11 protein-coding genes are annotated in these 12,595 nt (G+C 48.5%); 6 read left to right on the forward strand and 5 right to left on the reverse strand.

Annotated features, from left to right (window positions below; all coding sequences use genetic code 11):
* Positions 1-2: 2 nt before the first annotated feature.
* Together rpmF and yceD are read right to left on the reverse strand one after the other, a co-directional pair.
* A complete protein-coding gene (gene rpmF, locus MD588_RS18715; RefSeq protein ID WP_006231206.1) occupies positions 3-173 on the reverse strand; it encodes a 50S ribosomal protein L32 in 171 nt (56 codons plus the stop codon).
* Between the two features lie 19 nt (positions 174-192).
* A complete protein-coding gene (yceD, locus tag MD588_RS18720) occupies positions 193-708 on the reverse strand; it encodes a 23S rRNA accumulation protein YceD (RefSeq protein WP_265699141.1) in 516 nt (171 codons plus the stop codon).
* Between the two features lie 363 nt (positions 709-1,071).
* Here yceD and MD588_RS18725 point away from each other — a divergent pair, with 363 nt between their 5' ends.
* A complete protein-coding gene (locus MD588_RS18725; RefSeq protein ID WP_322784262.1) occupies positions 1,072-1,653 on the forward strand; it encodes a Maf family protein in 582 nt (193 codons plus the stop codon).
* Between the two features lie 89 nt (positions 1,654-1,742).
* Here the strand turns inward: MD588_RS18725 and rluC are convergent, their stop codons facing one another.
* Complete coding sequence (gene rluC, locus MD588_RS18730) at positions 1,743-2,687, reverse strand: 23S rRNA pseudouridine(955/2504/2580) synthase RluC (RefSeq protein ID WP_265699142.1); 945 nt, start codon at positions 2,685-2,687, stop codon at positions 1,743-1,745.
* A gap of 701 nt (positions 2,688-3,388) precedes the next feature.
* On the opposite strand from rluC, the gene rne reads away from it, so the two are divergent.
* Entirely contained in the window at positions 3,389-6,670 is a 3,282-nt protein-coding gene (rne, locus tag MD588_RS18735; protein WP_265699143.1) for a ribonuclease E, read from the forward strand.
* Between the two features lie 245 nt (positions 6,671-6,915).
* On the forward strand, positions 6,916-8,472 hold the full coding sequence (locus MD588_RS18740; RefSeq protein WP_265699145.1) for a SulP family inorganic anion transporter: 1,557 nt from the start codon (positions 6,916-6,918) through the stop codon (positions 8,470-8,472).
* 51 nt (positions 8,473-8,523) lie between these two features.
* Here MD588_RS18740 and MD588_RS18745 read toward each other — a convergent pair whose 3' ends face one another.
* Both MD588_RS18745 and MD588_RS18750 read right to left on the reverse strand, forming a co-directional pair.
* Positions 8,524-8,985, reverse strand: a complete 462-nt coding sequence (locus MD588_RS18745) for a low molecular weight protein-tyrosine-phosphatase (protein WP_265699146.1) — start codon at positions 8,983-8,985, stop codon at positions 8,524-8,526.
* A gap of 110 nt (positions 8,986-9,095) precedes the next feature.
* Entirely contained in the window at positions 9,096-9,794 is a 699-nt protein-coding gene (locus tag MD588_RS18750) for a DUF3313 domain-containing protein (protein WP_265699147.1), read from the reverse strand.
* A gap of 225 nt (positions 9,795-10,019) precedes the next feature.
* Between MD588_RS18750 and cobT the strand changes: the two genes are divergently transcribed.
* The 3 genes from cobT to cobO all read left to right on the forward strand — a co-directional run bounded on the left by cobT (position 10,020) and on the right by cobO (position 12,557).
* Positions 10,020-11,048 carry a nicotinate-nucleotide--dimethylbenzimidazole phosphoribosyltransferase gene (cobT, locus tag MD588_RS18755; RefSeq protein ID WP_265699148.1) on the forward strand — a complete coding sequence of 343 codons (1,029 nt, stop codon included), beginning with the start codon at positions 10,020-10,022 and terminating at the stop codon, positions 11,046-11,048.
* Between the two features lie 41 nt (positions 11,049-11,089).
* Positions 11,090-11,884, forward strand: coding sequence for an adenosylcobinamide-GDP ribazoletransferase (locus MD588_RS18760; RefSeq protein ID WP_265699176.1), 795 nt, complete (start codon positions 11,090-11,092; stop codon positions 11,882-11,884).
* Between the two features lie 67 nt (positions 11,885-11,951).
* Positions 11,952-12,557, forward strand: coding sequence for a cob(I)yrinic acid a,c-diamide adenosyltransferase (gene cobO, locus MD588_RS18765; RefSeq protein ID WP_265699149.1), 606 nt, complete (start codon positions 11,952-11,954; stop codon positions 12,555-12,557).
* Positions 12,558-12,595: the final 38 nt, after the last annotated feature.

The raw sequence follows: 12,595 nt of genomic DNA on the forward strand, positions 1-12,595 counted from the left end.
CCTTATTTGTTGATAACCTTACGGCCACGGTAGAAACCGTCAGCTGTTACGTGGTGACGTAGGTGAGTTTCACCACTTGCAGAATCTACAGATACAGCTGCAGTTGTTAGTGCATCGTGAGAACGACGCATACCACGTGCTGCACGTGATTTTTTGCTCTTTTGTACGGCCATTAACCCTACTCCTGTTAAATTACTTACTTAGATTTTTCAATACTGCAAACGGATTCGGACGCTCATCAGCAACGGGGATCTCACCAAAAGTCATGTTTCCACTGGCTTTGCAGTCAGCTTCATCATGCATAGCGACTTGAGGTAATTCCAGAATCAACTCGTCTTCAACGATTTGAATCAGGTTGATCTCACCATTTTCGTCGACGTCAGCCGGCTCATAAGCTTCCGGAAAATCATCTGCTTCCTCTGGTTTGAGGAGCGGACTATAACAGAATTCCACACGATATTCGTGCTTGAACTCTTCCTGACATCGCTGACAGGTCAACTCCACTTCCACGTCTGCGCGACCGCGCATAAATGCAAGGTGACGTTGGTCAAAGTCAAATGATAAGGTGACGTTTGCATCACGTGTTACGCTCTGTGTTGACTCGGCCAGACGCTCAAGTAATTCGGCTTTGATGATGCCATCATAGTCGAGTTTTTTTTGAGCAGCGCGAACCGGATCAACCGTTAGCGGCAATTTTACCTTTTGCATAGGGCGCGAATATTAGCCTTCTAATTTGTTTGAGTCAAAGGAAATGTGCGCGAATTAACAGCATTTAGCCAATTCACTAGATCCCAATAAAGCGTGATTCGCCAAACGGGGACATTTCCACCGTTTTGTCTGTTATCTGCCTGAGTCTCAACAACTTGATGGCAGCCGCGGCGCAGTACAAATAACACACAAAAAGTGACTAAAACTCCATCAGAGGCATCCCTTTTTATGCATACTTCCAGTATGGTGCGAGTTGAGAATAAACGCTGCGTTTATTCACTTCATCCGTGATAAAAATCTGCCATAGCCTCAGCAAGATTTGCGGGCTAGACTATCACAACCATCAACACTCCGGGTACAACTATGATTCAGCCTTTGCTTCTTGCCTCAACCTCTCCGTTTCGAAAAGCCTTATTAGACAAATTGCAATACCCTTTCGATACCGCCAGCCCGGATACCGACGAGTCCCCCCTACCGAATGAGAGCGCAGAGCAGCTTGTCACTCGATTGGCCCAAGCAAAAGCAACCGCCTGCGCTGCAGCGCACCCAGAACATCTTATTATAGGCTCAGACCAAGTTTGTGTTATCAACGGGAGCATCGTAGGGAAACCGCATAGCGTCGAAAATGCCTGCCAACAGCTACAAGATGCCAGCGGACAGGTCGTTACCTTCTATACCGGCCTGTGCCTGCATAATGCGAAAACCAATACCAGTGAAGTGATTTGCGAGCCGTTCCATGTTCACTTCAGAAAACTGACTGAAAAAGAGATCCGACACTATGTTGAGCGAGAAATGCCGCTAAATTGTGCCGGTAGCTTTAAAAGCGAAGGACTAGGCATTGCATTATTTGACCGGCTAGAAGGGCGAGACCCGAATACCCTTGTCGGCTTGCCACTGATTGCCTTACGTGAAATGCTGGCTAAGCAGCAAATTCATATCCTATAAGGGCACCTACTCATTCGACACTTAATAAGTAAAAGGCGAGATACTGTTTACAGTACCTCGCCTTGTTTCACCCAGCGTCAGATTTACCGTCAATCTTTACGTAACCGTTCAATCGCTCGAGTCAGCATAGGTTCCATTGGGGCACTGATATCCATTTCCTCGTCTGTTTTCGGGTGCGTGAACTTAATATTCGCCGCATGGAGGAAAAGACGACTGAGGCCCGTTTTTTTCGTATAGGCATCGAAGCGTGGGTCACCATAACGATCATCCCAGGCAATCGGGTGGCCAGTGTACTGACAATGCACTCGGATCTGGTGCGTACGGCCGGTCACAGGGCTCGCCTGAACCAAGGTCGCCTGCTCAAGACGTTCAAGTACCTTAAAGCGCGTATCCGAGGCCTTACCGTTAGGGTTGACCCGGACAATGCTATTTACTTCATTTTTCAGCAGTGGGGCCGTGACTTTTTTACAGCTCGCTTTCCACTCCCCCATCACCAATGCAAAATAATATTTCTGTACCGTTTTGTTTCGGAACTGCTCTTGAAGCTTGCGCAGTGCAGAACGCTTTTTCGCGACCAAAAGAATACCTGACGTATCACGGTCGATTCGGTGAACCAATTCCAAGAAACGGGCATCCGGGCGCAGTGCACGCAGTGCTTCAATCGCACCGAATTTAAGTCCGCTACCGCCATGTACCGCCGTACCAGACGGCTTGTTCAGGATCAGCATCTGATCATCTTCAAAGATGATGCAAGACTCCAATTCCGCGACTTTGTTCAACTTGGTGCTGACCGGGGCCTGCTCTTCTTTCTCTGGCACTTTGACCGGCGGAACACGGACAAGGTCACCGTCTTGCAATTTATATTCAGGTTTTATACGTTTTTTGTTTACTCGAACCTCACCCTTACGCAAAATACGGTAAATCATACTTTTTGGAACGTTTTTAAGCCGAGCACGGAGAAAGTTATCGATCCGCTGGCCAGCAAAGTCATCGGTAATTTCGATGAATTGCACTTTAGGTTTATCATCTTTCATAGGTGCTGATTGTATACCCAAACGACTTCATGATGCTATGTTCAGCAGTGTATCAATGTTATTTAGGTTAGGCTGGACATTAAATACTTGGAGTTTCTGAGTAGAAATGCCTATATCGCAAGATAAATAACACAGAAACACGCCCAATTGCGCCCTAGAAGAAAGCACATTTCAGCGTAAAATTGATTTCAAAAGATAACCATTTTGTCATCTATTACCGTTAAATTGCATTCCCGGAAAGGCGCTAAAGCAAGCAACATAAAGCAGTTTGACCATAACTCGCATACAAAGCAGATTGCCGCAAAAAAGGCACCCTGCTATGATTGCGTGCAAGAGTAGGAAAAAGTGCCTACTTTTGTAACACGGTGAATAGAACGTCACCTAATTGCTTATTATTCATACAGCTCTGGCGAGAAACGCAGCACATGGCGTAAGACGTTATGATCTCCGGAGTGTTTTTTAGCGTGTTCGATTATAGATTTTTTATTGGTGTGACAGATACCGCCGCGTGAAACGGTGATGCCAGCTGTATATATCCTGATCTAATCATCTTGATACAGTTGGATGATACGTGTTGCCAGATAGCACTCCTGAATTCCAGCCGTGAGGTTGCATTTGTAAATCAGACTTGGAGTCCGGCACCATCAATACTAGCTCGTTAATCGACTCGCTAGCACAACGACAAAAACGAGTACAATATAATGAAAAGAATGTTGATTAACGCAACTCAAAAGGAAGAGTTGCGCGTCGCATTAGTTGATGGGCAGAAGCTGTTCGATCTAGATATCGAAAGCCCTGGCCACGAATCTAAAAAAGCAAATATCTATAAAGGTCGCATCACACGTATCGAGCCAAGCCTGGAAGCAGCGTTCGTTGACTATGGTGCTGAACGCCACGGTTTCCTTCCGCTAAAAGAAGTTGCCCGCGATTATTTCCCTGCTGATTACACCTACCAAGGCCGCCCTAACATCAAGGAAGTGCTGAGAGAAGGTCAGGAAGTTATTGTCCAGGTTGACAAAGAAGAACGTGGTAACAAAGGTGCCGCACTGACCACCTTCATCTCTCTTGCTGGTAGCTATCTAGTCCTGATGCCTAACAACCCTCGTGCCGGTGGTATTTCACGCCGTATCGAAGGTGAAGAGCGCACGCAGCTAAAAGCAGCACTTAGCACGCTGGAACTGCCACAAGGTATGGGACTTATTGTCCGCACTGCCGGTGTTGGCAAATCAGCAGAGGATCTGGAGTACGATTTAAACTACCTGCTTAACCATTGGGAACGTGTGAAAGATGCGGCAGACTCTGCACCAGCACCTTTCCTGATCCACCAAGAAAGTAATGTTATTGCCCGTGCTATCCGTGACTACCTTCGCCGCGATATCGGTGAAATTGTTATCGACAGCGCGAAAATCTATGACCGCGCACGTGATCATATCCAGCAGGTTCGCCCAGACTTTCTGTCTCGCGTAAAACTGTATGAGCACAGCGAAACCCCACTGTTCAATCATTATCAGATTGAAAACCAGATTGAATCTGCGTTCCAGCGTGAAGTTCGCCTGCCTTCTGGTGGTTCGATTGTTATCGACCCGACAGAAGCGCTGACATCGATTGATATCAACTCGGCCCGTGCAACCAAAGGCGGCGATATCGAAGAAACTGCGCTGCAAACCAACCTTGAAGCAGCCGATGAAATTGCACGCCAGTTGCGCCTGCGTGACCTTGGTGGTCTGGTTGTTATCGACTTTATCGATATGACCCCTGTACGCCATCAGCGAGAAGTTGAAAACCGCCTACGCGAAGCCGTTCGTATGGATCGCGCCCGTGTTCAGATTGGCCGTATTTCGCGATTTGGCCTACTGGAAATGTCTCGCCAACGCCTAAGCCCTTCTTTGGCAGAAGCTAGCCATCATGTATGTCCTCGCTGTACAGGTACTGGTGTTATCCGTGATAGTGAATCACTGTCGCTGTCTATTCTTCGTTTAATCGAAGAAGAGGCACTTAAAGACAACACTTCGCAGGTTCTGGCTATTGTGCCTGTCGCAATTGCATCATATCTGTTGAACGAGAAACGCCGTTCGGTGCAGCACATCGAAAAATCTCACGATGTACGTGTGATTATCGTACCGAATGCAGAGATGGATACACCACACTTTGAAGTGCTGCGTGTCCGTTCTGGTGATGAGCAAGACACTCTGTCTTACCACCTTCCTCGCACATTGGAAGCACTGAAAGAAGCAGAAGCGGCAGAATCACCTCAACAAGAACGTGTGGTTAAGAAGCGTGAAGAACCTGTTTTGCAAGGTTTTGCAACGCCGAAAGAAGCTGCTCCAGCGAAGAAAAAAGCACCTGTTAAGAAAGACGTAGTCGCGAAAAAAGAAGAAGAGAAACCTGGTTTATTCAGCCGTCTTTTCTCTGCGATTGCCAACCTATTCTCAGGCACTGCTGAAGCGGAAGAAGTTAAAGAGCAGCCTAAAGAAACCAAAGGCAAGCGTAACCGTCGTGGCGAGCGTCAAGAAGGCCGTCGTGGTGGCCGTCAGGAAGGTCGACGTGGTGACCGCCAGGAAGGCCGTCGTGGTGAGCGTCAAGAAGGCCGTCGTGGCAAAGAGGGGTCACGCCGTAGCCGTCAGGAAACTGAACGCGATACGCGCAGCGCGGCAGGTGGCGAACAACGTCAGCAACGTCGTCGTACTGAAAAGCCTAAGCAGGATCGTCAGCAGCAACAGCTAGATAAACAAGCTAAGCAGCAACGTCCACAGCGTGATGACGAAGCAAAAGAGCAAAAACGTCAGTCTCGTCGTGAAGAAATTCAGGCACAGAAACAGCGTCGCCAAGAAGAGCAATCACGTAAAACTGACAAGCCAGCTGCAGAAGAAAAGCGCGAGAAAGAGCAGGAAAAAGCGAGCAAAGTTAAACAGCGTCGCCAACGCCGCCAGCTCCGCAAGAAAGTTCGTATTAGCGATGAACTGGAAAAAGCACCAATTCAAAGCCAACAAGCTGAGCACGTTGCTGAAGAGAAGAAAAAAGCCTCTCCTCTACAAGAACTTGGTACTGCAGTAGCAAAAGAAGCATTGGCCCAGGAGCCTCAAACTGAGAAGCCACAGGCGAATGTCGAACAGCCAGAGCAAAAAGACGAGCAGGAAAACGGTCAGCGTCGTAACCGCCGTTCACCGCGTCATCTACGTGCAAGTGGACAACGCCGTCGTCGTATCCGTGATACTCGCCCGGAAAAAGCCGAGAACGTTGATACTGCGGTAACTGAAGCTGTAGGCCACGCGCTCGAAGAAGCTTCAGATACCCTTAACGCAATGGAAAACGTGGTATCGATTGTTGAGAAGCCGAAGGCTAACCGTCCGGCATCGGGTGTGGCATCTCCTGAAATGGCAATGGGCAAAGTATGGGCTCCAGCTGCAAAACCTGCCGTTGAAGCGATTACCGAAGCGCCTGTTGAAGCTGCACCTGCTGTAGAAGCAGCAGAACCTGCTGCAGTAGAAGCTGAAGCGCCTGCGCTTGGTGGCGTTGCGATGCCTGAATTGGCAATGGGCAAAGCATTCCCACTACGTACTACTGCAACAGCAGACGTTATCGCTGAGAAAGCCGTCACCAAAGAGGCTGCCACAGAAGCTGAAGCTCAACCTGCACCAGTCGAAGAAGCGCCTGTTGTTGTTGAAGTGAAGGCAGAAGAGCCAGTGGCTGCTCCCGAGGTATCCGTTGACGCTATCGTTGAAGAAGCCCCTAAAGCGGCGAAGCCAGTAGCTGAAGCGAAAGTGACTGTTGCTGCTGAGAATGTTGCAGTTACAGCAATCAGTCCACGTGGCCGCCACGCGGTTTCACCGATGACTAAAGCGCCAGCACCAGCAGAAGCGGCTGATAGTCATGTTGTTGCTATCGCTCCTTTGCGTGAAGAGCGTGCGACAACGCGCCAGGCAGGCAGTGTAACAGCAACCAATGTTGCTGCAGCACCTATGACGAAGCCTTCAATGGACTAAGTCGTTAAAAAAAGTAGAAAAGCCATGCTTAATGCATGGCTTTTTTTTTACTTAATTTTTTCACTCGCCTAATGTAAGAAAGCATCATTTTTCACAGTTAACCTAATTGACATCAAAGTTTCCTACAATTTGAACAAAATTCGAGCTCAAACCCCGCTTGAAAGTTGAACTAAATCACATATTTCTGTAGGATTCGCGTCTTCCTACGCTCTTTACATAACCGAACCGGAACAAAACTAAAGAAAATGTTTGAATTCCCACAATTTTCGCGTCAATCCGTCAAAAATGACGTCCTTTCAGGGCTAACTGTAGCCTTGGCCCTAATACCTGAAGCTGTAGCCTTTGCTTTTGTTGCAGGTGTTGACCCTATGGTCGGCCTATATGCAGCCTTCATCGTTGGTCTGGTTACAGCTGTTTTAGGTGGCCGTCCAGGTATGATTTCTGGTGCGACAGGTGCGATGGCCGTTGTGATGGTTAGCCTTGTTGCCGAGCACGGTATTCAATATCTATTTGCTGCTATCATGCTGGCAGGTGTGCTGCAGATCCTGGCTGGGATATTCAAACTGGGTAAATTCATCCGTATGGTTCCTCACCCAGTGATGATTGGTTTTGTTAATGGTTTGGCAATTGTTATTTTCCTTGCCCAGTTAGGCCAGTTCAAAGTGCCTGATGCCGCGGGCGTAATGCAGTGGATGCAGGGCCAGCAGCTATACCTTATGCTGGGCTTAGTTGCTCTAACCATGTTTATTATCCACTTCCTGCCAAAACTGACGACTGCCGTTCCATCTTCTCTGGTTGCCATTATTACGGTTACAGCGCTGGTTCATGGCCTGGATCTTGAGTCTCGTACTGTTATCGACTTCGTACGTAGTATGAGCGGTGATGCGAATGCAACCCTAGCAGGTAGCCTACCAACATTTGCGGTGCCTGAAGTGGGCTTTAACATGGAAACGCTGCAAATCATCTTGCCGTACTCTTTGGTTCTTGCTGCGGTTGGTCTAATTGAATCGCTACTGACGCTAACTGTTATTGATGAAATGACAGGTACGCGTGGCCAAGGTAACCGCGAATGTGTCGGCCAAGGCCTTGCGAATGTGACTTGTTCTGTTTTCGGTGCTATGGGTGGTTGTGCGATGATCGGCCAGTCAATGATCAACATTAACTCTGGTGGTCGCGGACGCCTGTCCGGAATTACTGGCGCAGTTGGCCTACTGCTGTTTATCTTGTTCGGCTCAGCATTGATCGAAATGATCCCGCTGGCAGCACTGGTTGGTGTCATGTTCATGGTAGTTATCGGCACCTTTGAGTGGGCGAGCTTTAAAATGGCGCGTAAGGTACCGAAACACGATTTCTTTGCGATTATTTTGGTTACCGGTGTAACTGTTGCAGCCGACCTGGCACTGGCTGTTATCGTTGGTGTGATTTACTCGGCACTTGTTTTTGCCTGGGATCATGCAAAGCACATCTATGCATCAAGCTATGTTAATGCTGAAGGCTCGAAGGTCTACGAAGTAAACGGTCCGCTATTCTTTGGTTCGGCTTCTCACTTCCTGGAGCTATTTGACGCGAAGAACGACCCTAAAGATGTGATCATCGACTTTGCTAAGTCACGCGTATCTGACCACTCAGCAATTGAAGCCATCGATACGATTGCTGAACGTTATGCAAGCCAAGGTAAAACTCTGCACATTCGCCACCTAAGTACTGAATGCCGTTCACTACTTAAGAAAGCCGGTAACCTGGTTGAAGTGAATATGCTGGAAGATCCAACCTACAAAGTAGCAACTGATACCTTAGGGTAATCAATGCTTTCATAAAAACGCCCGCATATGCGGGCGTTTTTTTATTGCAAGCTAAAAGGTATCCAGTAACCGTTCAGTCGCGTCTTCAATCAGATCCAGCACTTCCTCAAACTCACGAGGGCCACCATAATACGGATCCGGAATTTCAGTGATCCCGCTATTAGAGTAGCTAAGGTATAACGCCAGCTTAGGCTGATGCTGCACGGGACAGATCGCTTTTAAATCTCTCAAATTAGCTTCGTCAGCAGCCAAGATAAGATCAAACCGCTCAAAATCATCAGCTTCAACTTGTCGCGCTCGTATACCAGAAAAGCTGTATCCCCTCGCCTCACCAGCGGTCTGGGCACGGCTGTCGGGTTGCTCTCCTTGGTGGTAACCGATAGTTCCAGCCGAATCAATGTCCAATTCAACACCTCGGATCCTGGCCTTGGAACGAAGTACCGCTTCAGCCGTTGGAGAACGGCATATATTCCCCATACAAACAACAAGAACCCTATTCGTATGACTACTCATACCCATCTCTCCCTACGACAATATGGTGCCATCATACAATACCCAAATCTCTTGAGAAGGAGCTTTGGCACAAAGCAGGATACTCTCCCCGCAAAAAGGATGAAGTCTAATTAGCCTTGTTCATTCTCATTAATTGTCGCCTGATACGCAGTGAGACGAATGAAGTGGACAATATCCTGAGTGAAACGATCAACCGTCTCCCTGATCTGATCATATTCCAACTCGACGGTATCATTCTCCAAGATACCTTTTGCCAAAATCACCCCGACTCGTTCAGCCAGCACCTCGTCAGTCTGACTGTCGACCAACTGTGATTCCACCAAAATTCTGACATTCCGATCCCGAGTTCCTAACAGTGCCTTGGCACCGCCAATTAAGGCGCCATACGGCAATACCTCGGTGATCTGTAGATCTTCCATATCGGTGCTTGCACGGCTTATCATAACTTTTAAGGTCGCTGCCTGCGGTTGAGGCTTTTCGACCAGCGGAACCCCTTCGCCAAGTTCCTGCGTAAGCCTCTGGGTTAATCGTCCTGATACCCTTTTCAGAACAGCAGCAGGGATCTGGCGAACAGCTCGGGCATCCTGATGCAATCCAACCGGTTCAATCTTGAGCTTATCGTATTGTGAAATTTCCAAACTCGGTGATACCCACTGTAAACCGGTTGCATCATGGATATATTCAACCTCTACCATTTGATCGCTGTTCTGGATCAAGCTAGTTGGTTGTTCGCTGTCTGTCGGCAAACGACTTGAACATCCAGCAATGAACATTACTAGAAAAATAACTGCAAACGCCTTACTGTTCATTGAACCTACCCATAATTATTGCCAATAATTAATGGAACATCATACCATTAAATGAAGGCAAAGTTATGCGCTCAACTCTGTTTTACGAAACAGTAAAAAACTTTTCTAACTTTACCATTGCCTTAGTTACTGTAGTGGCGCAAAATTTCTGCTCAATCAACAGCAATACAACTGATACACTGCTGCAGCGGCCCCCCATAGCCAATAACAGGGAGAGTGGCATCGATGTTTACCATCACCTCACCAGATACTTCGGTATTAGCACAGATCCAGCATAAAATTGACGACAAAACCAAACCACAGGGCTCGTTAGGCCAACTGGAAGATATTGCGGCCCAACTTGCGCTGATACAACAAGCCGAGTCAATTTCTATTACCCAGCCTCACCTACTCGTTTTTGCAGGCGATCACGGTATCGCACAGCATGGACTGAGCATTGCCCCCAGCGAAGTGACCACCCAGATGGTAATGAACTTTCTCGCCGGCGGTGCTGCCATCAACTGTTTCTGCCGAACAAATGACATGGCATTAAAAGTTATTGACACTGGAACCAAACTTGAAGCAGATGATCACCCCCAACTTGTTAAGCAGCGACTGGGCAATGGCACAGCAGATTTCAGCCAACAGGCGGCAATGTCTGTAGAGACCGCGACCCAAGGACTGATGTTCGGAGCCAGCCTGGTTGCCGACCTGCACCAACAGGGCTGCAACCTAGTCGGCTTTGGTGAAATGGGGATCGGAAATACCAGTAGTGCAGCCGCCATTATGGCTGCAATACTGAATATTCCTGCCGATGAGTGTGTTGGCCGCGGAACCGGTATTTCCGACGAACAATTACAGCGCAAGCAGGCACTAATAACCCAGGCGCTTGACTTACACCAATCACAGCTTGAGGACCCGCTAACAATCCTGGCTTGCCTCGGTGGCTTCGAAATTGCCCAAATCACCGGCGGAATGCTGAAGGCGGCCGAGCTAAAGATGACCATCCTGGTTGATGGTTTCATTTCAACAGCGGCCGCAATGTTGGCTACCGCCATGCATCCAGAGGCAAACCACTACTTCATATACTGCCACTGCTCTGAAGAATCCGGCCACCAGCGTATGCTGCAGCATCTCGAGGCCAAGCCCCTTTTTGATCTTGGTCTACGACTTGGAGAAGGTACAGGCGCAGCACTGACACTACCGATGCTCCGCTCGGCCTGTGAGTTTTATAACAATATGGCAAGTTTCAGCGAAGCCGGAGTAACGGTGTGAGTGACCCAAGCGACAAACTAGCACCCTGTACAGACAGTGCGATTGTCAAAACGGCAGATTCAGATACTGTCGGGCTGAAAAAACAATGGCAGATATTTCTCATTGCTTTGGCATTCTTTACCCGGATCCCGATCCCCGCCAATACACCCTACTCGACGCAGCGCCTAAATCAGGCGAACCGCTACTTTGGTGTCGTAGGTATCATTGTCGGTGCAATCAGTGCCGCCGTCTATTTGCTGACGCTAACACTGTTTCCACCAGAGATCGCCATCGCCTTTGCCATGGGCTGCAGCCTGCTGGCCACCGGTGCCTTTCATGAAGATGGGCTGGCTGATGTTTTCGACGGCTTTGGCGGCGGGTGGGATGTTGAACAAAAGCTCAACATCATGAAAGACTCACGACTTGGTACCTATGGGGCTGCGGCGCTTGTTATGGCGCTTGGCATAAAATGGCTGACCCTCGCAGCTATCGCAGAAATAGACCCTTTTCTACCTGCACTGCTGCTTGTGGTTATGCATACTTTAAGCAGGATCTGCGCTGCCAGCCTGATTTTTTCATACCCTTATGTAAGAGCCGATCAAACCAGCAAGGTAAAACCGCTAGCAAATCAACAGAGTCCGCAAGATTTGTGGGTTTTAATTGCGACAGGATTGATTATATTGCTTCTGCTGCCGCTAAACGCGGCGACAGTGCTGATACTGGTCTTGCTCGCAACCCGGGTGCTGTGCGGGAAATGGTTTGAACACCAGCTTGGCGGCTATACCGGTGATTGTCTTGGGGCCACACAGCAGCTTACCGAAATAGCAGGCTACATGGCATTACTCGCACTACTCTAGGTGAAACGTAGTCCGGCTACAAAGAATCAAGAGATTGACTCGAATTCAGATAGATTAAGGGAAACCAATGGTTGATCAAACCAATAAGGACGAACGATATAAAGCACGCCAGCAAAAAGTGAAAACAGAAGTTGATGCGCGTGTTGAGGCCGCACAGGAAGAAAAAGGCCTGTTTCTTATTATTACCGGCAATGGCAAAGGTAAATCGACGTCGGGGTTTGGAACTATCGCCCGTGCAGTCGGTCATGGCCAGAAGTGCGGCGTCGGTCAGTTTATTAAAGGTACGTGGGACTGCGGCGAACGTAATCTACTCGAAGGGCACGGGGTCAACTTTGCCGTGATGGCGACCGGATTTACCTGGGAAACCCAGAATAAGGCAGCCGACACTGCAGCCGCACAGGCGACATGGGCCGAGTGTAAGAAGATGCTCGCAGATAACAGCTACGATGTCGTACTGCTGGACGAGCTGACCTATATGGTGACCTATGGCTACATCGAGCTAGATGAAGTTGTCGAAGCAATTTCGAACCGTCCGGCAATGCAGTCAGTAATCGTGACTGGCCGTGGTGCACATCGCTCGTTGATTGAACTGGCCGATACCGTATCCGAAGTTCGCAGCATCAAGCATGCCTTTGAAAGCGGGATCAAAGCCCGCAAAGGGGTAGATTGGTAATACCAAACTGAATCTTTCTATGAAAGTCCGGTCTAGAT

The organism is Photobacterium obscurum (assembly GCF_026191635.1).
Classification (GTDB): domain Bacteria; phylum Pseudomonadota; class Gammaproteobacteria; order Enterobacterales; family Vibrionaceae; genus Photobacterium; species Photobacterium obscurum.

Excerpts from the sequence above, each read along its gene's own strand:
- rluC (WP_265699142.1), bottom strand. The coding sequence starts at position 2,687 with ATGAAAGATGATAAACCTAAAGTGCAATTCATCGAAATTACCGATGAC.
- MD588_RS18740 (WP_265699145.1), top strand. The coding sequence starts at position 6,916 with ATGTTTGAATTCCCACAATTTTCGCGTCAATCCGTCAAAAATGACGTC.
- rne (WP_265699143.1), top strand. The coding sequence starts at position 3,389 with ATGAAAAGAATGTTGATTAACGCAACTCAAAAGGAAGAGTTGCGCGTC.
- cobO (WP_265699149.1), top strand. The coding sequence starts at position 11,952 with ATGGTTGATCAAACCAATAAGGACGAACGATATAAAGCACGCCAGCAA.
- yceD (WP_265699141.1), bottom strand. The coding sequence starts at position 708 with ATGCAAAAGGTAAAATTGCCGCTAACGGTTGATCCGGTTCGCGCTGCT.
- MD588_RS18750 (WP_265699147.1), bottom strand. The coding sequence starts at position 9,794 with ATGAACAGTAAGGCGTTTGCAGTTATTTTTCTAGTAATGTTCATTGCT.
- rpmF (WP_006231206.1), bottom strand. The coding sequence starts at position 173 with ATGGCCGTACAAAAGAGCAAAAAATCACGTGCAGCACGTGGTATGCGT.
- MD588_RS18725 (WP_322784262.1), top strand. The coding sequence starts at position 1,072 with ATGATTCAGCCTTTGCTTCTTGCCTCAACCTCTCCGTTTCGAAAAGCC.
- MD588_RS18745 (WP_265699146.1), bottom strand. The coding sequence starts at position 8,985 with ATGAGTAGTCATACGAATAGGGTTCTTGTTGTTTGTATGGGGAATATA.
- cobT (WP_265699148.1), top strand. The coding sequence starts at position 10,020 with ATGTTTACCATCACCTCACCAGATACTTCGGTATTAGCACAGATCCAG.